23 protein-coding genes and 1 other annotated feature are annotated in these 21,492 nt (G+C 40.1%); of the genes, 18 read left to right on the forward strand and 5 right to left on the reverse strand.

Annotated features, from left to right (window positions below; genetic code table 11):
• Positions 1-29 precede the first annotated feature (29 nt).
• The 7 genes from ACQKEV_RS14585 (at position 30) to ACQKEV_RS14615 (ending at position 5,636) form a co-directional block, all read left to right on the forward strand.
• On the forward strand, positions 30-641 hold the full coding sequence (locus tag ACQKEV_RS14585; RefSeq protein ID WP_427447355.1) for a Type 1 glutamine amidotransferase-like domain-containing protein: 612 nt from the start codon (positions 30-32) through the stop codon (positions 639-641).
• A gap of 37 nt (positions 642-678) precedes the next feature.
• Positions 679-1,299 (forward strand): FMN-binding negative transcriptional regulator, encoded by a 621-nt coding sequence (locus tag ACQKEV_RS14590; RefSeq protein WP_427447415.1) that lies wholly within the window; start codon positions 679-681, stop codon positions 1,297-1,299.
• Between the two features lie 12 nt (positions 1,300-1,311).
• On the forward strand, positions 1,312-1,815 hold the full coding sequence (locus ACQKEV_RS14595; RefSeq protein ID WP_427447354.1) for an N-acetyltransferase family protein: 504 nt from the start codon (positions 1,312-1,314) through the stop codon (positions 1,813-1,815).
• Positions 1,816-1,824: 9 nt separating this feature from the next.
• Positions 1,825-2,304: a tetratricopeptide repeat protein gene (locus tag ACQKEV_RS14600; protein WP_427447353.1), complete on the forward strand. Its 480-nt coding sequence runs from the start codon at positions 1,825-1,827 to the stop codon at positions 2,302-2,304.
• Positions 2,305-2,310: 6 nt separating this feature from the next.
• Positions 2,311-2,931: an NUDIX hydrolase gene (locus tag ACQKEV_RS14605; protein ID WP_427447352.1), complete on the forward strand. Its 621-nt coding sequence runs from the start codon at positions 2,311-2,313 to the stop codon at positions 2,929-2,931.
• Positions 2,928-3,872, forward strand: a complete 945-nt coding sequence (locus ACQKEV_RS14610) for a dipeptidase (protein WP_427447351.1) — start codon at positions 2,928-2,930, stop codon at positions 3,870-3,872. Before ACQKEV_RS14605 ends, ACQKEV_RS14610 begins: the two co-directional genes overlap by 4 nt.
• A gap of 96 nt (positions 3,873-3,968) precedes the next feature.
• Complete coding sequence (locus tag ACQKEV_RS14615; protein ID WP_427447349.1) at positions 3,969-5,636, forward strand: hypothetical protein; 1,668 nt, start codon at positions 3,969-3,971, stop codon at positions 5,634-5,636.
• A 431-nt stretch (positions 5,637-6,067) separates the two neighbouring features.
• Here the strand turns inward: ACQKEV_RS14615 and ACQKEV_RS14620 are convergent, their stop codons facing one another.
• Positions 6,068-7,012 (reverse strand): 3-hydroxyacyl-CoA dehydrogenase NAD-binding domain-containing protein, encoded by a 945-nt coding sequence (locus ACQKEV_RS14620; RefSeq protein ID WP_427447348.1) that lies wholly within the window; start codon positions 7,010-7,012, stop codon positions 6,068-6,070.
• A 214-nt stretch (positions 7,013-7,226) separates the two neighbouring features.
• On the opposite strand from ACQKEV_RS14620, the gene ACQKEV_RS14625 reads away from it, so the two are divergent.
• Both ACQKEV_RS14625 and ACQKEV_RS14630 read left to right on the forward strand, forming a co-directional pair.
• Positions 7,227-7,961, forward strand: a complete 735-nt coding sequence (locus tag ACQKEV_RS14625; RefSeq protein WP_427447347.1) for an SDR family NAD(P)-dependent oxidoreductase — start codon at positions 7,227-7,229, stop codon at positions 7,959-7,961.
• Positions 7,962-7,981: 20 nt separating this feature from the next.
• Positions 7,982-8,404 (forward strand): NUDIX hydrolase, encoded by a 423-nt coding sequence (locus ACQKEV_RS14630; protein ID WP_427447346.1) that lies wholly within the window; start codon positions 7,982-7,984, stop codon positions 8,402-8,404.
• Between the two features lie 196 nt (positions 8,405-8,600).
• Here the strand turns inward: ACQKEV_RS14630 and proS are convergent, their stop codons facing one another.
• Complete coding sequence (proS, locus tag ACQKEV_RS14635; RefSeq protein WP_427447344.1) at positions 8,601-10,031, reverse strand: proline--tRNA ligase; 1,431 nt, start codon at positions 10,029-10,031, stop codon at positions 8,601-8,603.
• A gap of 43 nt (positions 10,032-10,074) precedes the next feature.
• Positions 10,075-10,277, reverse strand: a binding site (T-box leader).
• Between the two features lie 104 nt (positions 10,278-10,381).
• Here proS and ACQKEV_RS14640 point away from each other — a divergent pair.
• The 5 genes from ACQKEV_RS14640 to ACQKEV_RS14660 all read left to right on the forward strand — a co-directional run bounded on the left by ACQKEV_RS14640 (position 10,382) and on the right by ACQKEV_RS14660 (position 13,763).
• On the forward strand, positions 10,382-10,852 hold the full coding sequence (locus ACQKEV_RS14640; protein ID WP_427447343.1) for a hypothetical protein: 471 nt from the start codon (positions 10,382-10,384) through the stop codon (positions 10,850-10,852).
• The gene (locus tag ACQKEV_RS14645; RefSeq protein ID WP_427447341.1) at positions 10,849-11,310 is read left to right on the forward strand and encodes a GNAT family N-acetyltransferase; all 462 of its coding nucleotides are present in this window, start codon (positions 10,849-10,851) and stop codon (positions 11,308-11,310) included. The genes ACQKEV_RS14640 and ACQKEV_RS14645 overlap by 4 nt, the downstream gene beginning before the upstream one ends.
• 88 nt (positions 11,311-11,398) lie before the next feature.
• On the forward strand, positions 11,399-12,700 hold the full coding sequence (locus ACQKEV_RS14650) for an RNA-binding domain-containing protein (protein WP_427447340.1): 1,302 nt from the start codon (positions 11,399-11,401) through the stop codon (positions 12,698-12,700).
• Positions 12,701-12,704: 4 nt separating this feature from the next.
• Positions 12,705-13,091, forward strand: coding sequence for a YobA family protein (locus ACQKEV_RS14655; protein ID WP_427447339.1), 387 nt, complete (start codon positions 12,705-12,707; stop codon positions 13,089-13,091).
• Positions 13,092-13,124: 33 nt separating this feature from the next.
• Positions 13,125-13,763 (forward strand): pentapeptide repeat-containing protein, encoded by a 639-nt coding sequence (locus tag ACQKEV_RS14660; protein WP_427447338.1) that lies wholly within the window; start codon positions 13,125-13,127, stop codon positions 13,761-13,763.
• Between the two features lie 40 nt (positions 13,764-13,803).
• On the opposite strand, the gene ACQKEV_RS14665 is transcribed toward ACQKEV_RS14660, so the two are convergent.
• Together ACQKEV_RS14665 and ACQKEV_RS14670 are read right to left on the reverse strand one after the other, a co-directional pair.
• Entirely contained in the window at positions 13,804-14,802 is a 999-nt protein-coding gene (locus tag ACQKEV_RS14665) for an inorganic phosphate transporter (RefSeq protein ID WP_427447337.1), read from the reverse strand.
• 14 nt (positions 14,803-14,816) lie between these two features.
• Positions 14,817-15,437, reverse strand: coding sequence for a DUF47 domain-containing protein (locus ACQKEV_RS14670; protein WP_269925927.1), 621 nt, complete (start codon positions 15,435-15,437; stop codon positions 14,817-14,819).
• A 266-nt stretch (positions 15,438-15,703) separates the two neighbouring features.
• On the opposite strand from ACQKEV_RS14670, the gene ACQKEV_RS14675 reads away from it, so the two are divergent.
• The 4 genes from ACQKEV_RS14675 to ACQKEV_RS14690 all read left to right on the forward strand — a co-directional run bounded on the left by ACQKEV_RS14675 (position 15,704) and on the right by ACQKEV_RS14690 (position 20,237).
• On the forward strand, positions 15,704-16,783 hold the full coding sequence (locus ACQKEV_RS14675) for a DUF2087 domain-containing protein (protein WP_427447336.1): 1,080 nt from the start codon (positions 15,704-15,706) through the stop codon (positions 16,781-16,783).
• Positions 16,784-17,067: 284 nt separating this feature from the next.
• A complete protein-coding gene (locus ACQKEV_RS14680) occupies positions 17,068-17,592 on the forward strand; it encodes a hypothetical protein (protein ID WP_427447334.1) in 525 nt (174 codons plus the stop codon).
• Between the two features lie 15 nt (positions 17,593-17,607).
• The gene (locus ACQKEV_RS14685) at positions 17,608-19,149 is read left to right on the forward strand and encodes an SPFH domain-containing protein (protein ID WP_427447333.1); all 1,542 of its coding nucleotides are present in this window, start codon (positions 17,608-17,610) and stop codon (positions 19,147-19,149) included.
• Between the two features lie 149 nt (positions 19,150-19,298).
• Positions 19,299-20,237, forward strand: a complete 939-nt coding sequence (locus ACQKEV_RS14690) for an HD-GYP domain-containing protein (RefSeq protein WP_427447332.1) — start codon at positions 19,299-19,301, stop codon at positions 20,235-20,237.
• Between the two features lie 162 nt (positions 20,238-20,399).
• On the opposite strand, the gene ACQKEV_RS14695 is transcribed toward ACQKEV_RS14690, so the two are convergent.
• A complete protein-coding gene (locus tag ACQKEV_RS14695) occupies positions 20,400-21,455 on the reverse strand; it encodes a GtrA family protein (RefSeq protein ID WP_427447330.1) in 1,056 nt (351 codons plus the stop codon).
• Positions 21,456-21,492: the final 37 nt, after the last annotated feature.

The raw sequence follows: 21,492 nt of genomic DNA on the forward strand, positions 1-21,492 counted from the left end.
AACCAATTTATAGGATGGAGGATGACGAAATGAGACAAGTAATTGCCTTAGGTGGCGGAGGCTTCTCAATGGAGCCGGAAAATCCTTTGTTAGATCGTTATATTCTGGAACAATGTGCGAAAGAGAATCCGAAAGTTTGTTTCATTGGAACTGCAAGTGGTGATGCGGAAGGATATATCGAACGATTTTATAATTTCTTCCGTATGGAGGAGTGTGAACCTACGCACTTGTCCTTGTTCAAGCCCCATACGCGCGATATTAAGAATTTCCTTATGGAACAGGATATATTGTACGTAGGCGGAGGCAATACCAAGAACTTAATGACTTTGTGGCGTGAGTGGGAAATCGATGTTGCGATTCGACAAGCTTATGAAAAAGGAACAATTCTTGCAGGTTTGAGTGCAGGATCGCTTTGTTGGTTTGAAGATGGTATTACAGATTCCTATGGAGCCGAGCTAGAGCCGATATCCTGTTTAGGAATTCTACGTGGCAGTCACTGTCCGCATTATGACGGGGTTGCTTTACACTTTTTAGATGAAGAATTGCATAAAATTGTGAGTTCACGCGAGCATGCTAAAGGATACCGGGTGGACAAAGATAAAGAATCGATTTTAACGACCCGCTATTTAGGTGTGAAATAATTAGCACCGCAAGTCAAATAGAAGGTAGGGACTAATTATTTACACTCCATCATATTTTGAAATGAATGATCGGCAAGAAATAAATGAAGTAATAGAAGCATATGGATTTGCTACACTTACTTCAATTCATGAAGGTTCATTGACTGCGACACAACTCCCACTGCTACTAAGCGAAGATAAAACGGAGCTCATTGGGCACTTTGCAAAAGGAAATAAACAATGGATAGATATTGAAGATCAGCAAGTACTGGTTGTCTTCCAAGGACCCCATTGTTATATCTCGCCTTCCTGGTATGAGACTCAAAATACAGTGCCGACATGGAATTATGTAACGGTTCAAGTTGCAGGGAAAGTGAAGCTTCTAAAAGAAGGAGATCCAAGATTATGGCACTCCATGGTGGCTTTAACTAAAAAGTACGAGGAGCCAACGAGTGCTTATAACTTATTGGATGTAGACCCTGCTTATATTTCTTCTTTATCGAAAGGAGTAATGGGGTTTACCATTTCTATCGATAAAGTTGAAGGTAAAGCAAAGCTAAGTCAAAATCATCCAAAAGAATGTGTAGAGCGTGTAATTGAAGCACTTCGTAAAGTAAATAAGTCTGATGAAAAAGCCATTTCAAAATGGATGAAGAAAAAAATGATTGGCAATGAGTAAAGGGGAACCAAAATGGAAATCCGCAAATTGACAGGTGAAGATGCGTTAAAATATTTGCAGTTAAGATTGGAAGCTTTGCAGCAAAATCCTGAGGCTTTTGCGACAACATACGAAGAGGCCATGTCCCGAACCAATCCAATCGAACGGACAGCTACCAATTTAGATGCAGCAGGAAGTTCATCATTAGGCGCCTTTATCGATAATGAATTGGTCGGTGTGATGACCGTAGTAGGTGAAGGAGCTCCAAAATTGCGTCATCGTGTGAATTTAGTAGCCGTCTATGTCACCCCTCGAGTTCGTGGACTGAAAATCGGTCAAGCGTTATTGAATGAAACGATTGAACATGCCAAGGCTTGGCCGGGAGTCGAAAAAATGAATTTAACAGTTGTAGCAACAAATACACCTGCAATTAGACTATATGAAAAAGCCGGATTTAAAACTTTTGGTCTCGAGCATCATGCAATGAAAACAGATCATAAGTATGTCGACGAATTATATATGAGTCTTGAGTGGTAGGTGAGAAAAGTGAATAATTTAGAACGGGCTATTCAACTAAGAGAGAGAGGGAAAGCATCAGAAGCTTTGCCGATATTGAAAGGTTTATTATTGAATGACGCAAACAATCCAGCGATTCTATACCAGTGTGCGTGGACTTGCGACGTTCAAGGCTTGGAAAGAGAAGCGGTTCCCTATTATGAACAAGCTCTTGAGAATGGATTAATTGGACACGAAAGAGAAGGGGCATTTGTAGGGTTAGGAAGTACTTGTCGCGTGATTGGTGAATACGCTAAATCCCGGTCCGTTTTTGAAAGAGGTATAGCTGAATTTCCTGAAAATAAGGCAATACCTGTGTTCCTTGCGATGACGTTACATAATTTAAATGAACATGATCTCGCAATGGAAACATTGCTAAGCGTGGTAGCAACCACTACTCGAGATAAAAACATCGAACGGTATGGAAATGCCATTCAGTTTTATAAGGACAAATTAAATAAAACGTGGTGAAATGACTTGGAAAAGGAACTTTTGGCAGTCTTTGATGAAAAGCATCAAAAGGTCGGGGAAAACACAAGAGCAATGGTTCACCAAGAGGGGCTATGGCATGAAACCTTTCATTGTTGGTTTGTCCAAAAGATTAATGGCGTGCCCCACCTATATTTCCAACTAAGAAGCAATTTGAAAAAAGATTTCCCAGGTCTTTTGGACATAACAGCAGCTGGGCATCTATTAGCTCACGAAAAAGTAAGTGATGGCATTCGTGAAGTAGAGGAAGAACTCGGTGTTGATCTTGGTATGGAAGATCTTAGACCGATAGGTATTTTGAAAGACAGCATTGTGCAAAGGAATTTTATTGATATTGAATTTGCGCATACGTATGTATACATTATCGGGCGCGGTAGTCCTTCTTTCCGTTTACAGGAAGAAGAAGTCAGTGCCATATATTCAGCACCTATTAATGATGTGATAAGTTTATACAAGCGTGAGGTTGACCATATAGCAATGCATTGTATACATTCTAATTCCATTACCCATTCATCGCTCAACGTGAAGATTGGAGACTTTGTACCGCATAGCCAAGAATATATGGGAAAAGTATTGAAATCAATAAATCATATAGGAGGCATGATATGAAGGTCATCGATTTACATTGTGATGTTTTATATAAATTATCGATAACGGATGAATTGCTTCCCTATGAAAATGCAGAACGTCTGCAAGCTAATAAAAATAGATTGATTGCTGGGGAAGTCCAAGTGCAGTTTTTTGCCATATTCATTTCTCCCGAAGTACCTCAAAATGAAAAGTTCATGGCTGCTCTTCGTCAAGTTGAATTGTTTCATACACATGTGCTTGCTCCGAATCCAGAAATGGTCCACATTACAGATTGGATGCAGATTGATCAACTAGGAGAGAATGAAATCGGTGCTGTGCTAACACTTGAAGGTGCAGATGCTTTTGGAGAAGACCTTGGAAAGTTGAAAGCTTTGCTCAATGCAGGGGTGAAGCTCGTAGGTCTTACTTGGAATCATGCCAATTCGGTGGCACATGGAGCGGATGAACCATCTCATTTAGGCTTGACGCCATTCGGCTGTGAAGTAGTGGAATTATTGAATGAGCATAATGTTTTGATTGATGTATCCCATTTGAATGAACAGTCATTTTGGGATGTAATTGCAAAAGCGAAACATTTGATTGCCAGCCATTCCAATGTAAGAAGCCTTTGTGACCATCCACGAAATTTAACCGATGAACAAGCCAAAGCCTTGGTCGATAAAGGAGGACACATACACATCGTGTATTATCCACCGTTTATCCACAAAGAGGCAAATCCAGTTACACTTGAACACTTGATGCATCACTTTACTCATTTCTCGAAGTTAGTAGGTGTTCAGCATTTAGGACTGGGCTCAGATTTTGATGGCATTAGTGTCTTTGTCGAAGGGTTGCATGATGCAAGTGAAACGCAGAATGTGGTGAAGACTCTAAGTGAATATTTTACCGAAGAAGAGGTTCGAGGAATTGCCTCAAACAATTTCAAAAACTACATTCAAAAAGTGATTGCTACTAGTTAGCAGTCGCTTTTTTGTTTGGATAGCACTTTCCTTGAAACTTTTAAAAGCTTCAATCGTATTAAAGAATAGAAAACATTCAAGAAAAGAGGAAAGTAAATGGGATTAACATTCCTTTATAGCATCGTGATTGCGATTGTTGCTGCATTACTGATTATGCCGCTGACGTTGCCTAAAGAAAAACGCAAAGGAATTGTCGCTGGTATTGTTGGAACTGCTATTGGATTAGTAATTATTATCTTCACTTTCTATTATGTAACGAATATCGATCGAAATCTGTCCGCTCTTTGGCCGCTTGCCATTTTGGCGACAGGTCTTGGCTTATTTTCAGCAACCGGGAAAGTACGTCTAGTTAAAGGGGTGCTTTTCCTTGCAGCCCTTGTATTTGGGGGCTACATGTTAAGTGCTTTGTTGTTTAACGCAGATGAAAAATTCGACTCCGCACAAATGAAACAAGAAGTCGAAATCGAAGCCTTTGATGAAAAGGAAACACCTGCAAGTGTTCCACCAAAATTCGCACGCAACAAAATGAAAAAGGCATTTGGTCAAGTGCCGAATACGAGTTATTACGAATTAGGCAGACTGCAAATTCAAAAAGTGGATGATGCCTTTGTTTATATTGCGCCAGTCGAGTTTTCTGGTTTCTTTAAATGGGTGAATGGGGACACCACCCCAGGTTACTTCACGATGAGTGCAACTGATTCATCGGACAATCCGAAGTTTGTGAAAGCAGAAATGACGTATACACCATCTTCCTTCTTCCAAAAAAATGTTGCACGCCATTTACGTCTAGAGCTGCCGGAAACGATTTTCCACGGCGACATGCAGCTTGAAATTGATGACGAAGGTAAACCGCATTATATCCGTTCATTCGGGAAATTCGTATCTGCGCGCAATGGTTTTGAAGTGAGGGGAGTAGCTGTGGTTAATCCACAATCCGGTGACATCAAAACCTATGCATTGAACGAAGCGCCAGCCTTCATTGATGGATCGGTTTCGCCAGAAGTGGTGAGTTTGCAAAATGGCTATTTCGGAAATTACGTTCACGGATTCTGGAACAGTTTATTCGGCAAGAAAGATGTGAAATTGCCTTCCGATCAAGGAACGGAAGCGAATGTCAGTCCTATTTTTAATGAGGACGGCGAAATGTATTACTTCACTGATTTCACCAGTCCAAAAGAAGGCGTGGATTCCATGCTCGGGTATTCATTGACGAATGCACGAACAGGGAAAGCGACTTATTATACAGGTAATATGGAAGAATCATATATGGATTCATATGGTGCCCTTCAAATCGTTGAAAAGAAATTCATCGAGAAAAAGTGGTCAGGTGAAATGCCGATTTTGTACAATTTCTACGGGGAAGCAAGCTGGTTGACGCCAGTACTGGATGCCAATGGATTTTTACAAAACTACTTTATCGTCTCTGCAGCAAATCCGGAAATTTCCGCTTTTGCGAATACACCGAACGAAGCATTGAAGCTATATAAAACAGCATTGCAACGTGGTGGTAGTAGCGTGAATGGAAGTTCTAAAGCAGAAGAAGCAACAACTACCGGGAACGTGGAGCGGGTATACAAAGAGCGAGTGGGTGATTCCACGCTGGTATCGTTCATGTTGACGAATGGAGCGAATTACTTGGTTTCCACAGATGTGGAACCTATGGCGGTCTACCTAAAAGAGGGCGATCAAGTGAGCGTGACTTATTTGAATACAGGCGAAATTTTCTTACCTGTTAAAGCAATGAAGATAACCAGTTTGGAATAATAGAAAGGCTGTCTCAGTAATTTGAGACAGCCTTTTCTTTTTTGCACTCAATCAAAATAGAGGGTGGTCGGCTATTTCTTTCGCTTTCCGCGGACGAAACGCTTGCCTCCTCGGCTCTGCCTGTGGGGTCAAGCTTGTTCCGTTTTTTCCGCAGGAGTCTTCAGAAATAGCCAACCACATGCCTATTTAGCTAGTTTGCAGAGACATGCTGATCTGTTAATTGAAGTGGGCGGCGACTTCAGCGGGAACAGCATGAGCTGAAGGCCCCGCAAGAACGTAGTGATGAGGAGACTGAAGCCGTGCCCGCGAAACGCGTCCGCCGTAAAGGAAATCAACAGTTTGTTGCATTTTCTATAGTGCAGTTATATACACTCAATTTCTTGTTTGTCTAGAGTTTGTGGCTGTCTCAGTAATTTGAGACAGCCTTTACCTTATTTATTCCTTGTTTTTAAAATGGCCATTTGCTTTTCGTCACGTATTTGCGCAAGTTCATCTATGGTTGAATGGCCGTACGATTCACGTGATTTCTTAGCTAAACTTGATATGGTTTCCTCATCCATCTTGAGATTTCCTTGAGCATCCCAACTTTTTTCCATGGTCGGACCTAGATGACGCATGAATGATTCCATACCACCCTGCCCCCCACCTAAATGCATGCCAAGCATCGGTCCGGTAGCGGCCCAGCGTAACCCGATTGAATCTTTGACGATTTCGTCTACGTCTTCCATTGCGACGACGCCTTCATCTACTAAATACATCGCCTCCCGCATCATGGCAAACTGCAAACGGTTGGCAACGAAACCAAAGACTTCTTTTTGGATATGTTGAGGAGCTTTGCCGAGTGCGCGGTAAAAGACAAGTGCATCTTCGACTGCTTCAGTTGAGGTGAATTGACCTGGCACCACTTCAACTAGCGGCATCACAAGTGGCGGATTGAATGGATGCCCAATCAGCATACGAGTTTTGTCTTTCATTAATGCTGAAATATCGCTTGCCGGAATGGTTGATGAAGAAGAAAGCAACAGAGTATGTGGTTCCACATACTTTTCGATATCGGCGAAAAGTTCCTGTTTAAGCGTTAATTGTTCTGGCCCGTTTTCCTGTATGACTGATGTCCCCGTCACAGCTTGCTGAAGGTCAGACGTTAATGTTAATCGGGATTCAAAGCCTTTAGGAGGCAGGTTGAGTAATGCTAATGTAGATTCAATGGATTTGAAATGCTGCTCAGTCACTTCTTTCAAATCCGGTCGTGGATCGTATAATCTTACCGTCAGCCCGTGTGCTAAAAATAAAGTCGCCCACGAAAGTCCAATCGTTCCTGCCCCAATTACGGTCACAGGATTGAAACGGTGTAAATCACTATGTATGCGCGTCATGGCTCAACCTCCTAGTTTTAACTAAAACCATGTTATCATATTTAAATAGTTCCTTTGTGAGAATTTTTTGAATGGGTAAAGGATGTGGATGATGATGAGTTTTGGTGGTGTACCCGAGTGGTTTTACATATTGGCATTTGCCGTGGTCATTGGAATTGTTGTGTTTACGGAATGGTGGACTCGTTAGGTTACAGATGAAAGGTGGAATTCTATTATGAATCAATCACAAGTGGTTATTGTTACTGGCGCGTCACACGGCATAGGTCGCGGAATTGCCGAAGCTTATGTGGCAAAAGGTGCCCAGGTCGTCCTGGCTGATGTGAACGAGAAGCTAGGTAGAGAAGTCAGTAAACAGCTTGTTGGCAGTGTGTTTGTTAAAACGGATGTAAGAAAAGAAGCCGACATTATAAATCTGATGAAAGAAACATTAAAAGCATTCGGTCGGATCGATATCCTCATTAATAATGCAGGGAAGAGCGACTTCAAACCGCTTTTTGAATTATCGATAACGGAGTGGGATGACGTAATTAATACAAATTTACGCAGTGTTTTTTTATGTTCGCGCGAAGCTGCGCTGCAAATGCGTGAGCAGGAAAGTGGCGGATCAATCGTCAATATTGCCTCTACTCGCGCGTCTATGTCTGAACCGAATTCCGAAGCATACGCAGCAACGAAAGGCGGAATTGTCGCGGTAACCCATGCGCTTGCAGCATCTCTTGCGGAGCATCGTATCACAGTCAATGCAATTTCACCGGGCTGGATTGAAACAGGGGATTACAGCGAACTTCGCGATATTGACCATGAACAACATCTGTCCGGTAGGGTGGGTAAACCATCCGATATTGCCAAGGCTTGTCTGTATTTAACCGATCCACAAAACGATTTTGTCACAGGAATTAATTTGGTCGTGGACGGCGGCATGACGCGCAAAATGATCTACGAACATTGAATGTATTAGGAGGTTTGTCTATGTTTCAGTGGAAAGGTGCCGCAGGCGTGTGCATCAATGAAGAAAATCAATTATTAATGGTGTTGCAAGCTGCACCAGATGAAGAGCCAAAATGGACCGTTCCTTCAGGTGGAATCGAAGGCAATGAAACGTTTGAGGAAGCTTGTATCCGAGAATTTGAAGAAGAAACTGGTTTGACCGTTGAAATTGTGTCTAAACTTCAGGACAAAAACGGAATGAATGCACAGTACGGGATTTCTTATGATATACAGTATTTCTTGGTGAAGCGGGTAAGCGGTGAGTTAACCTTGCAGGACCCGGATGAATTTATTCTGGAGATTGCCTGGAAATCTGCGGATGAATTGGATTCGTTAGAGATGAGTTATCCTGAGGATGTGGCGTTCTTGAAGGAACTGCTGGTTAAGGCACCGGAAATTTGTTGAGTAGGCTCTCGTAATTAGGGGAAAAATGGATAGTTGCAACCAAATCACGAAAGTTGCAACCAAATCCTAAAAGTTGCAACCAAATCACGAAAGTTGCAACCAAAATCCGAAAAGTTGCAACGAAATATCAAAGACAGAATGGTCTTGATGAAAAAAGCCTTCCCGCACATTCAAGTGGGGAAGGCTTTCACTGTTTTTAGTATGCTTTAGCCCAATAAACCATCTTTTCAGCTGGTTTTTCGCAGCAAACGCAAGTATCGCTAAGCTTTTCTTGTTCGAATGGGATGCAACGTGACGTTGCAGAAGTTTCTTCTTTTATGAACTCTTCACATGCCACCTCTCCACACCACATCGCTTTGATGAAGCCTGGATTTTCTACGATAACACGTTTAAATTCATCAAAAGATTTCGCTACCGACGTATGTTGTTCCCTGTGAGACAAAGCTTTGTTAAATAAATTGTTCTGAATGTCTTCTAGCAATGTCGTCAGTTTATCTTCCAGTTCATTCTCAGACACCACAAGCTTCTCACCAGTATCGCGTCGTACCAACACGACTTGACCTTGTTCGATATCTTTTGGTCCAACTTCCAGGCGAATTGGAATTCCTTTCATTTCGTATTCATTGAATTTCCAGCCTGGTTTTTTATTCGATGCATCTATTCCGACTCGGGCACTACCTGATAATCGGTCTTTCAAGCTGTACGCATAATCCAATACACCTTCTTTATGTTGTGCAATTGGCACAATCATCACTTGTGTTGGCGCAATTTTTGGAGGCATGACAAGACCGCGATCGTCACCGTGCACCATAATCATGGCCCCGATAATGCGGGTTGTGAATCCCCATGATGTTTGATGAACATATTGTTGCTTGCCTTCTTTGTCCAGATATTTAATATCGAAAGCACGTGCGAAGCCATCGCCGAAGTGATGGGAAGTGCCTGATTGTAGCGCTTTTCCATCATGCATCAATGTTTCGATTGTATATGTGAATTTGGCTCCGGAAAATTTCTCTTTATCCGTTTTCTGCCCTTTTACAACTGGAATGGCAAGCCATTCTTCACAAAGCATCGCATATTCATCTAACATACGGATGGTTTCTACTTGCGCATCCTCATCAGTAGCATGCGCTGTATGTCCTTCTTGCCATAAAAACTCTAGCGTACGTAAGAACGGACGCGTCGTCTTTTCCCAACGGACTACATTGGACCACTGATTGTAAAGCTTAGGCAAGTCACGATAAGAATGAATGATATTGCTGAAATGCTCACAAAATAATACTTCTGAAGTTGGTCGTACACATAGACGTTCCGCTAATTTTTCGTTGCCGCCATGCGTCACCCAAGCGACTTCAGGTGCAAATCCTTCAATATGATCTTTTTCTTTTTGCAATAAAGATTCTGGAATGAAGAGTGGCATATAGACATTTTCGTGACCCGTTGCTTTAATGCGTGCATCCAACGCTTCTTTTACATTGTCCCAAATTGCGTAACCATAAGGACGTATAATCATTGACCCACGCACGCTTGAATAATCCGCGAGCTCCGCTTTTGTCACAACATCCGTAAACCACTGAGCGAAGTCATCATCCATCGCCGTAACACTTTGTACAAACTCTTTTTTCATTAGAAACACCCCTTTAATTAGAATAAAAAAAGCTCTGCGACAAACGAGGGACCATGTTCATGGCGGTACCACCCTCATTTGAAGCAAAGCTTCACACTCAAACATGTTAACGGCTGTCGCCGCGAATATCTTTCGACTTCGAACTCAAAGGTAGGTTCAAGAAGTGGTTTTTAGGAGTCTTTCACCTTGCAACTCCCTCTCTAAAAAAACACACGTTTCTATACTGGTCCTTATCACTGTTGTTAAACTATTTCTGTGATTATAGCGACTAATGATTTAACATGTCAACAAAATTTTATGAGCTCTTGTGATATAATGAGCCAAAGAACCATAATGAAAAGAGGCGCACTATGCTAACATTTGAACAAAAACAAGAAATCATTGAATCTTACCCTAAACTGACTAAAAAGGAAGTATCATTAAAACGTTTGAACTATCACTTTGAAGATAGTCTATATGATAAAAAAACGGTCGTTTACCATTTGCATCCGAACGGTAACGGATTTGTATTTGTAGGGGATTTGAAGAAATATCAATCGGACAGTAAAGGCATGATCAACATTCGTGAAGCGACTGAAGCTGAGCTTCGTGAAATGATTACAGATTCTATCGGAATTTTATCTGAAGAAGAACATTATGAAGAAGAAGTACTGAACGTAGAGCAAGTATGGAAAAATCGTGAAGGCCAGGAATTAAAGCTGATTCAGGAAGATACACTGTGGAACATTTACCACACACACAACCTGGAAGAGAGCTACGGTTCATTTGAAGAAGCAGAAGAGTATTTGTTGAGTGAAGGATTCCGCACATCAACTAAATGATGGACATTAGAAAATTAACAAAAGAGGAAACGCCGCCGTGGGAGTTATTGCTGCTGGCGGATCCTTCACGTGCTATTGTTGAAGAATACCTAAAAAGTGGAAACGTCTACGTGGGCGAAAAGTCAGGCAAAGCCATCGGTGCATATGTTCTGATGGAAACGAAGAAAGTCGTCGTTGAAATTATGAATGTAGCTGTCCATGAAAATTTCCAAGGAAAAGGATATGGCAAACAATTGATTGCCCACGCAATAAACGAAGCCTCCAAAAGAGGGTATGCACAAGTTGAAATTGGGACAGGTAATTCAAGTATTCAGCAATTGAAACTTTATCAGCAATGCGGATTTCGTATAATCGGTATAGACTTCGACTACTTTACGCGGAATTACGATGAACCGATTGTTGAAAATGGTTTGTTGTGCCGCGATATGATTCGACTTTGCTATACATTTGAGGACTAGGATAAATTCCTAGTTCTTTTTTCTTTGGAACAATGTATCTATTATCGATATACTAGTAGAAACAATTATCGATAGGTGGTGTACGAGGTTGAATATTGAATACAAAGAAAAGGTAACGAACAAGCTGTATCGAGAAGTTATCGCATTTGCCAATGGAACCGGTGGTACGCTGAAAATTGGAATGGAAGACGAAAAGAGCATTATTGGATTGGAAAACCCTTTAGCAGAGGAAACGGCACTATATGATCAGTTAAGCAGAATGGTCGAACCTTTGCCGATGGTTGATGTCAATCATGTGCATATTGATAACCATGTCATATTAGAAGTAAACGTTAAAGCTACAGGCCATGTGTACCGAAAGAGATCCACGTTGTTTGAGGAACTTTATGTTCGATATGGAACCAAGAAACGCTTACTGAAAACAGCAGAAGAAGTTCAACGTTTTATCAGTTTGCGACAACTAGACGAAACAGAAAATGCATTAACCAATATCACTTTCCGTCGTGAAGACTTTTTAGGGTTTGTCGATTTTGTAAAAACTTTGAACTGTGTAAAAGGCAGATTTGCACAGGTAGAAGATAATTTAGAAGAAGTATTGGCATCTTACAATGCAATTCGTTGGAATAATGGTGAATTTGTTTTAACAAGATTGGGTACTTGGCTGGCGGATTCTTCTCAATCCCGTGGAGTGTTGCTACAATACAGTGGTGATCGATCTACTTCTTTCTGCCAACAAGCGAGTGATTTTTCAGGTTCGATACTGACACAATTCAGTCGAATCATGGCAGGGTTGAGAGAGGTTCACTCAACTTATCCAAATATACTGCTTCAGGAAAGTGTAGTGAATGCTTACGTACATCGGGATTATTCGATGGAAGGTGATGTATCGGTTATTTTATTTGCAAACCGTGTCGAAGTGGCATCACCAGGAACATTAGTGGAAGGCTTGTCGATAGACTCCGTAAAAAAAGGAGCCAGAATCGTTCGCAGAAATCCACTGTTGCATGCTTTGTTTGTCGATTTAGGTTTGACAGAGGGCCGTGGAGACGGAATGCGTCGTATTTTCGATAGTTATAACGATGGAGATGAGAAACCAAAGTTTTCTGTTCAAAAAGATAGTGTAGTCATCCGACTTCAACGTATTGAACAAAAAGAAATTGTAAACAACCCAACAAAAGTACATCAGGAGCTAACACATGAAGAAGCGATTTTGAATCACTTGTTGGAAAGCAAACAAGCGAAAAATATCGATTTCCAACAAATATTAGGTGTTTCTCCGTCTCGAGTGACTCAAATTGTACGCGATATGGTGACAAAGAATTTACTGGTAGCTGAGGGAGAAAGAAAAGGAAGAATTTATACCTTAGCCATCAACAAACAGGAGGAATAAAGTTATGAAAGGTAAGAAAGCCGTCTTAATGATCGTCGCCATTGCGCTCGTATCGATAGCAGCTGTCGTCATATCTATTTCTGTGTTTTTCCAAAACAATCAAACGCAAAATGAAAATGCCAGTTGGATTGAAGGCACAGTAGCTCAAAAAGAGGATGCACGTATTTTGGTCATCAGTGGAAAAGACGAAGCTGAGTTAAAAGATTTAACTGAGGAAGAAATGCTCGAAGGTGCAAGTGAGGCCATTTGGTTTTCATTATCCATTGACCAAGCAAAAAAAGTAAGTGAATTCGATACTGTCCGAATCTCGTATAGCCATGTGTCGGAAACCTATCCCGGCCAAGCGAGTGCTACTAGTGTACTAGTCATTGATGAAGAATCTCAAAAATAATGCAGTAGAATTATTTGTAAAGGGGGCACAACAATGAAAATTGACAAGCCGAAAATTCCTGAGCAACTCGAAATATTAGACATTTCGACTTTAATTGAAGTTGAAGAAGAGAGATTTATTTCCCGGGGAATTGTTTCGTGTTGGAATGTATTGGAATTACCTGAAAACAAACTCAGTTTTGATCAGATTATTTTCCAGGACGTTTCATTTGAAGGGGTATGCTTCGATCAAGTGGAATTTATTGATTGCAAGTTTGAGCGATGTGATTTATCTAATGTGGATTTTGGAGATTCAGTGTTTCATCGTGTAGAATTTCATCACTCCAAGCTAGTTGGTGTTCAGTGTACAGAAAGTCGATTTGGACATACTTTAGTAAATAATTGTGTAGCAAATTACACTGTATTTAGTTTTAGTAAAATGAAGCGAATGAAATTCCAACAAACCGCATTGAATAAAGCGGACTTCTTCAATTGTACTTTTGATAAAGTGGTATTCGAGGAATGCCCATTGGACGGTGCTAATTTCACTGATACGAGTTTAGCGGATGTGGATCTCAGTACGTGTACCTACGAACAAGTAACAGTAAGTGTTGATCAATTATCCGGTTGTACCGTATCAACTGAACAAGCGCTCGGTTTTGCAAAATCATTGGGACTAATCGTTAAACAATAAAAGCTGTCCGCTCGTAACTTGAGCGGACAGCTTTTTAAAATTAAAAGAATAAATTTAGGAATTGGTAGAAAATACCGGCAAGTATTGCACAAATTGGAAGTGTGATAACCCAAGTTAATACAATTTTACGTGCAACGCCCCATTTAACGCCTTTTACACGTTGAGCAGAACCAACACCCATTATTGCAGAAGAAATAACGTGAGTCGTTGATACTGGCAAATGAATTGTCGTCGCCCCGAAAATAATTAATGCAGATGATAAATCAGCTGCCGCCCCGTTAACCGGGCGGATCTTCATGATTTTTCCACCAACCGTTTTGATAATTTTGTATCCACCGATAGATGTTCCAAGACCCATTGCAATGGCTGCAGAAACACGTACCCATGTTTGGATCTCGTCTGTTGATTGTAACTCAGCAGCGATTAAAGCCATCGTTATGATACCCATTGCTTTTTGTGCATCATTTGTACCGTGAGTAAATGATTGCAATGCCGCTGTTCCGATTTGGAAAAAGCGGAAGCCTTTGTTTGTTTTGTAGAGAGTGTTTTTCTTGAATAATATTTTAAACAATGACATCATTAAAAATCCGACAGCAAGAGCTAAGAATGGTGAAATTAATAGTGCTTGCAAAATTTTCAAAAATCCATCGTAATTTAATATGCCTAGACCAGCCGCCGAAACAGCAGCACCAGCAATCGAACCAATTAATGCATGCGATGAACTAGAAGGAATACCGAAATACCAAGTGATTAAGTTCCAGGCAATTGCGGACAATAGTGCAGCAAGAATAACAAGTGAGCCGTTTTCAAGCATGAACGGATCTACGATATCTTTCGAGATTGTCTTAGCGACACCTGTGAAAGTTAATGCGCCGATGAAGTTCATGACAGCAGCTAACATTACCGCAACACGTGGGGATAGTGCCCGCGTTGAGACCGAAGTCGCAATCGCGTTTGCTGTGTCGTGAAAACCGTTAATAAAGTCGAACGCTAGGGCAAAAATGACAACCAGTATTGTTAATATAAGTACTACATCCATGTTTGATTACGCTCCTATGCATTACGCATAATGATTGTCTCAATTGTGTTTGCCACATTTTGAGAATAATCTGCGATGTCTTCAAGCTGTTCGTAAATATCCTTGAATTGAATAATACGAATTGGATCTTTTTCATTAATGAAAAGTTGTTTTATAGATGTACGTAATACTTCATCACATTTGCGTTCGTAATCTTTAATTAAAATTGCATGTTCACGCATTTGAAGAAGTTTTTTATTTGCTAATAATTCCATTGCTTTCACGATCTCATCCGTACTTTTTACAATGTAATGAAGGAAAGTACGCATTGAATCGTCAATGTCAATTAAAGAATACATCTCTAAGTAAGCTGCAAATGCTTCTACGCCATCTAAAATGTCATCCATTTTATTGGCTAAATAAAGAATATCTTCACGCTCAATAGGTGTCATGAATGATTTATTTAACTTTAAAATCAAATCATGTATTAATTTATCGCCTTCAGTTTCATAGTTTTTTAATTTGATGCTAAGTTCTTTCAAATCTGAAACACTGACAATTTTAAAATCATCCGCGTAATGTGTAGCTTCTCTCACTGTTTCTGCAATTCCAAGTAAAGCAGTGAAGAATGGGTCTTGTTTTTTTGAACTAAACATAGAAAGCCTCCTGGACTTTAAATAGGATAGGTTATCTGAATAACCTCACACATCATATCAAAATCTTCAATAAATCTAAACACTTTTTACTCAACTTTGAGAATCTTTACAATGCCGTAATATAAAGAAGTCTAGAAGAAACTAGTTTTAATACAATAGAATCTTAATTTTTAGTAAGTGTCCAGAATTATTAGTATTGCAAGTTAATTAAACAAAAGTTATTATTATCTACAATAAACAAAACAATTAAAGGAAGTGTTTATGAAATGAATTTGATAGATGCGAATATAAATGAAATGAAAAATGGGTTTATTGAATCTGAAAACTCATTTATGTGTCTAATGTGTAACAAAAGTATCGAAAAAGGTCTTATTTACCCGGTAGGAGAAAATTTTTATGAAGCTTTGAAATTTATGCAATTACATATTAAACAAGAGCATGAGTCAGTATTTGCTTACTTAATGGAACAAGATAAAGAAATTACAGGTTTATCCGATCAACAGAAGGCAGTGCTTCACCTCTTATTTGAAGGGAAATCAGACCGTGAAATACAAGATACGCTGAAAATAGGAAGTGCATCCACAGTAAGGAATCACCGTTTTTCTTTAAAAAAGAAAGAACGGCAAGCGAAAGTGTATTTAACCTTGATGAGTCTGATGGAAGAGGGGTATAAGCTAAGCGCACAAAGTAAAGAAGATACAATATTAACTGAGGAACCTTTCCATATAACAGAACGAGAATATAGGGAAGTATTGAAGAAGAACTGGTCCAATGGAAAACTTCGTACATTCAACTTACAGGAAAAGCATCGCTTCATCGTTCTGTGTGAAATAGTGAAGAAGTTTCAACCTGGTAAAATTTATACCGAAAGAGAAGTAAATGCACTTATTAAAGAAGTGTTTGATGATCATACATTTGTTAGAAGATATTTAGTTATGTATCACTTTTTAGAGAGAAAAACAGATGGATCATCTTATTGGGTTAAAGAAAAAGAAGGATTGGATGCTGACCGGAAGAAAGAATTAAAGCAACAAGTTAAGGAAGAAAAGACGATTGCCGGTGTATATTGTGTAACGAACAAAGAAAATGGAAAAATGTATATTGCTTCAACACTTAACTTAAAAAGACAAAATGGATTAAAATTCGAACTGAATGGCGGCACGTTAATGAATAAAGACTTGCAGAGGGATTGGGAGTTATTCGGTGAAGATGCATTTCAGTTTGAAGTGTTGGAGTCCATTGAAACGGAAGGGAAATCTGCTCGACAGTTAAAAGAAGAATTAGCAGAAGCTAAAGAAAACTGGTGTGTTGAGAAGCAGCCTTACGGTGAACGTGGATATAATTGAAAGTAGCACATGCGCGGACTCTAGATTGAGTTGCACATGTGCTTTTATTTTTGTCTTCAAGTGAGGCTCAATCCGTTTCACACTAGAGAAATCATCAACTTACACAAGAGACTTCTTGTTGCTGGTGAACAAACCCCGAGCTCGATCCACCATTTAATAAAATAACGGTCACTATATCCATTCAAATCTATCGACAAAATAAATTATTTGGAAAAATGAAACTTTTCTTATTTTACTCCGTAAGTATAGTATCACTAAAGAATTCATTAAATGGGAGTGATTGGATGTCCTTTGAACAAATCTATATGTATGTACTCCTCATTGCTGGGGCAGCAACTATTCTGTATGTGTTTTTTGGAGATGTTGCTGAAGGGATTGGGGAAGGTATTCCTTTTTTAAATCCGACTGTTTTAATGGCATTCATCACTTTTGTTTCAGCCACTGGATATGTACTTGAAGTCTCCACCATTTGGGGTAGCTGGATTGTATTGTTTACAAGTCTGGTTGCGGGCGTGGTTTTGGATAACTTACTGTACATTTTTATTTTACTGCCCATGTCATCCGCCGAAGTGTCAATGGCTTATACGGATGAATCGTTAGCCGGTTTAGTTGGCAAAGTCATTACACCTATACCAACTGACGGTTACGGTGAGATTGTCATCGAAACAGTAGGCGGGCTTATAAATAAGCGAGCGGTAGGATATGACAATGAAGAAATTGACTATGGAAAAGAAGTGTTAGTTATTGAAGTAGAGGAAGGAACGTTTCTTGTTAGAGAATACGAACCTTTCGTTTTTAATAAAAAGTAGATGGGGGAAATGAACATGGATATGAATATGTTGGTTGTAGTGGGGATAGTGGCGTTTGTATTGGTAGCCATTATTGGTGTGTACGTAACGAAATACAAGACAGTTGGTCCAGACGAAGCATTGATTGTTACAGGAAGTTATTTAGGGTCAAAAACAGTGCATACAGACGAATCAGGAAATAAAATCAAAATCATTCGTGGCGGCGGTACATTTGTATTCCCTGTGTTCCAGCAGGCGCAACCACTTAGCTTGCTTTCAAGCAAACTGGAAGTTACGACTCCGGAAGTATATACAGAGCAAGGGGTTCCGGTAATGGCGGATGGAACGGCAATTATTAAAATTGGCGGTTCAATTTCTGAAATCGCAACGGCCGCAGAGCAATTTTTAGGGAAATCAAAAGAAGATCGTGAAAATGAAGCTAAAGAAGTACTAGAAGGTCACTTGCGTTCCATTTTAGGATCGATGACGGTGGAGGAAATCTACAAAAACCGTGATAAATTCTCACAGGAAGTACAACGTGTCGCTTCTCAAGATTTGGCAAAAATGGGTCTGATTATCGTTTCGTTCACAATTAAGGATGTAAGGGACAAAAATGGCTACTTGGATTCTCTAGGTAAACCACGTATTGCTCAAGTCAAACGTGATGCAGATATTGCAACAGCAGAAGCAGACAAAGAAACACGTATCAAGCGCGCGGAAGCAGCAAAAGAAGCGCAGAAGTCCGAAATTGAAAGAGCGACTGAGATTGCATTGGCAGAAAAAGAGAATTTATTGAAAGTGGCAGAGTATCGTCGCGAACAAGATGTTGCCAAAGCCCGTGCTGACCAAGCATACGAACTCCAGACGGCAGTCTCGAAACAAGAAGTAATGGAGCAGGAAATGCAAATTCGCATCATCGAACGTCAAAAGCAAATCGAGCTTGAAGAAAAAGAAATTCTACGTCGCGAGAAACAATACGATTCTGAGGTTAAAAAGAAAGCCGATGCAGATCGTTATGCAATCGAGCAAAATGCTGCAGCTGCAAAATCCCGTGAAATGGCTGAAGCTGATGCTGAGAAATATCGTATTGAGGCAAGAGCGAAAGCGGATTCTGAAAAAGTCCGACTTGATGGATTGGCGAAAGCTGACTCAGAACGTGCACAAGGTGAAACAGAAGCGGATATTATTCGCTTGAAAGGTCTTGCAGAAGCGGAAGCAAAACGAAAAATTGCGGAAGCCTTTGAGCATTATGGTCAAGCTGCTGTACTGGATATGATTGTACGCATGATGCCGGAATATGCGAAACAAATCGCAAGTCCATTGGCAAATATCGACAAGATAACAGTAGTAGATACTGGCGGTGGCGAAGGTGGCGGTGCCAATAAAGTCACTTCGTATGCGACGAATTTAATGTCGACTCTACAGGAAACGTTGAAAGCTTCTTCAGGTATTGATGTGAAAGAAATGCTTGAAAACTATTCAGGAAAAGGCACATTGCGTCCAAGTTTAGACAGAATCTCTTATGAAATGCAAGACAAGAAAAAGCAAGAAAAAGTGGAAGATCACGTATCCATCTAATTTTAAGCTCTCCGATAAGCGGAGAGCTTTTTGGTGTTTTAAGGTAATAATTAGATAATTTGGACGATTTGTAATGACAAATAGAGGATGAAATTGTAAAGTTAATATAAGTAGATTTATGAATAAACATGTACGGTGTGGAGGTACCTATGACATTATCAATCGAGCAAATCATAGATATTAAAGAAAAAGCTTCTCTTCACCGAAATAATGTAGGTCATGCCATATCAACTTACATAGGGAAATCTGACGAAATCGGGTACAGTCTATTCTCCTTATTACCTCGTCGGTCATTTTGGGTACGTTATTCAACTGAAGATGTAGAATCTGCAATAGAAAAGTACACAGTTGTTCAAGGTAAGCTTGAAGTGCAATATGAAGGGGATACTTTCTTTTTGCATGCAGGTGATACTTTGGATGCTTCCGTTTATCCTGAGTTATTATCTTTTTATGGGGAAGAGACTGTAGAAATTCTTGTAGAAATGACTGCAAGCATATTCGAACGGAATTTTAGAAACACTGAAATTGTACAACGTGATGCTGCCTCCATAGAGCGTGTGGATGGTTACACTTTTCATCATTGCTCGCGAATTAAAGATTACTCTATTGAGCTATGGAAGAAACTAGGTCAGCCCATTGAACGTGTGAGAATGCTCAGATGGGGCGCTTATTTTCATGACATTGGAAAGCTTGCCATTCCTCTTGAAATTTTAAATAAAAAAGAGAAATTCACCCCTGAAGAATGGGAAATCATGAAATCTCACACAACTTTAGGTGCTCAGATGATGCGAGAGCATGAAATTGAATGGTTAAGAGATTCGGCATTTATTGTCGAAGAGCATCACGAACGTTTTGATGGCAAAGGATATCCCTACGGTTTAAAAGAAGATGAGATTTCATTGGAAGCGGCGATTGTATCCGTCGTTGATTCATTCGATGCGATGACCACGGATCGAATCTATCGTGATTCATTGACAGTTGAAGAAGCCATCCAGGAAATCATTCGTGGCAGGGGCACTCAGTTCAATCCAGTAGTGGTGGATGCATTTTTAAACCTGTTGCATGAACAACAATTTAAATGGAGATAGACGGTAGAAGCGCTTGGCCCGAGGTTGGCGTTTCGTCCGCGGAAAGCGAAAGAAGAAATAGCCGACCACATTCTTTATTGATTGAGCGCAAAGAAGAAGAACGCGAACTTTTATACTGTTATATTAGTCATTTCTTTTTCATCAGTCTGAAGCCAAAACACATTAAACGTGTTTTGGCTTTTTCTTTTTGAAAACCCATTCCCGTTGAATTACGAAACCTACTAGAAACAGCACGCTGTCGACAATGCCCTTAATAATCATTTCGCCTTTTCCGGTTAAGAAATAAAGACCGTGAACCATTCCGGCAGATAGTGCCATGATGAGTGCGGCAAGAATCATGTATTTCACAAATGACTTTTCGTCGCCTTTTTCAAAAACTTGTTTGCGATTGATCGAGTAGTTGAAACTTGCTGAAATGACCCTTGCTATTATGGTTGCCAGAATAATATACATTTGTGGTGTATCATCTTTCCATAACCAAATAAATAGAGCGAATAACCCCATATCTAAGCCAAAGGAAGCTAAACCTGATAGCGCAAATTTCAGAAAGACTTTATAAATCTGTAGGGAGGATCGGATGGGTTGGAAATGAGAAGATTCATTGCCATTTAAATACACAGTATCAATTTCCACTTCATGAATCGCAATACCTGCATCTTTTGTTTCGGCAAGCATATTCAGTTCATAATCAAAAGCTTCCCCTTTGATTGATAATAGCCACTCAAGATGTTTTCTGGCAAAGAGTCGTAGACCAGTTTGTGTATCTGTAATTCCAATACCTGTCGCATAGCGAAACAAATTTCGGGTTAACTTGTTTCCAAATCTACTTCGAAACGGAATGTCTTCCTTGTCGAAATTACGCACTCCAAGAATAATTCCATCATGTTCTTTGGAAGTTTGTAGTACAGCGCAAATATCTTTCGTGAGATGTTGACCGTCTGCATCTACTGTAATTACTTTTTGAATGGTAGGTTGTTCGTTTAATATGTAATGAAATGCGGTCTTAATCGCTCTGCCTTTTCCTTGATTGGCCGCGTGATGAACCACTGTCACTTCCTGAATTTGATTAATTTTATCGAAGAAAGGAGTGAATTTTTTTCCCGAACCATCATTAACGACCAGAATGTTTGAAAAGCCAGCTTCGACTAGCTCAATGATCGTTTGACGACAAGAATCGTCGGGCTTATAAGCTGCGATGAGTACGCAAGTAGTGTCCACACAAATTCCCCCTCCCCAATAACTACCCAAAAATGTT

The organism is Paenisporosarcina sp. NPDC076907 (genome assembly GCF_050269735.1).
Classification (GTDB): domain Bacteria; phylum Bacillota; class Bacilli; order Bacillales_A; family Planococcaceae; genus Paenisporosarcina.

Bases quoted from the DNA above. Each gene is read 5' to 3' on its own strand.
- ACQKEV_RS14620 (WP_427447348.1), bottom strand. From the start codon at position 7,012: ATGACGCGCATACATAGTGATTTACACCGTTTCAATCCTGTGACCGTA.
- ACQKEV_RS14640 (WP_427447343.1), top strand. From the start codon at position 10,382: ATGCTAACATTTGAACAAAAACAAGAAATCATTGAATCTTACCCTAAA.
- ACQKEV_RS14670 (WP_269925927.1), bottom strand. From the start codon at position 15,437: ATGTTTAGTTCAAAAAAACAAGACCCATTCTTCACTGCTTTACTTGGA.
- ACQKEV_RS14665 (WP_427447337.1), bottom strand. From the start codon at position 14,802: ATGGATGTAGTACTTATATTAACAATACTGGTTGTCATTTTTGCCCTA.
- ACQKEV_RS14625 (WP_427447347.1), top strand. From the start codon at position 7,227: ATGAATCAATCACAAGTGGTTATTGTTACTGGCGCGTCACACGGCATA.
- proS (WP_427447344.1), bottom strand. From the start codon at position 10,031: ATGAAAAAAGAGTTTGTACAAAGTGTTACGGCGATGGATGATGACTTC.
- ACQKEV_RS14615 (WP_427447349.1), top strand. From the start codon at position 3,969: ATGGGATTAACATTCCTTTATAGCATCGTGATTGCGATTGTTGCTGCA.
- ACQKEV_RS14675 (WP_427447336.1), top strand. From the start codon at position 15,704: ATGAATTTGATAGATGCGAATATAAATGAAATGAAAAATGGGTTTATT.
- ACQKEV_RS14655 (WP_427447339.1), top strand. From the start codon at position 12,705: ATGAAAGGTAAGAAAGCCGTCTTAATGATCGTCGCCATTGCGCTCGTA.
- ACQKEV_RS14610 (WP_427447351.1), top strand. From the start codon at position 2,928: ATGAAGGTCATCGATTTACATTGTGATGTTTTATATAAATTATCGATA.
- ACQKEV_RS14595 (WP_427447354.1), top strand. From the start codon at position 1,312: ATGGAAATCCGCAAATTGACAGGTGAAGATGCGTTAAAATATTTGCAG.
- ACQKEV_RS14630 (WP_427447346.1), top strand. From the start codon at position 7,982: ATGTTTCAGTGGAAAGGTGCCGCAGGCGTGTGCATCAATGAAGAAAAT.
- ACQKEV_RS14585 (WP_427447355.1), top strand. From the start codon at position 30: ATGAGACAAGTAATTGCCTTAGGTGGCGGAGGCTTCTCAATGGAGCCG.
- ACQKEV_RS14660 (WP_427447338.1), top strand. From the start codon at position 13,125: ATGAAAATTGACAAGCCGAAAATTCCTGAGCAACTCGAAATATTAGAC.
- ACQKEV_RS14690 (WP_427447332.1), top strand. From the start codon at position 19,299: ATGACATTATCAATCGAGCAAATCATAGATATTAAAGAAAAAGCTTCT.
- ACQKEV_RS14645 (WP_427447341.1), top strand. From the start codon at position 10,849: ATGATGGACATTAGAAAATTAACAAAAGAGGAAACGCCGCCGTGGGAG.
- ACQKEV_RS14680 (WP_427447334.1), top strand. From the start codon at position 17,068: ATGTCCTTTGAACAAATCTATATGTATGTACTCCTCATTGCTGGGGCA.
- ACQKEV_RS14685 (WP_427447333.1), top strand. From the start codon at position 17,608: ATGGATATGAATATGTTGGTTGTAGTGGGGATAGTGGCGTTTGTATTG.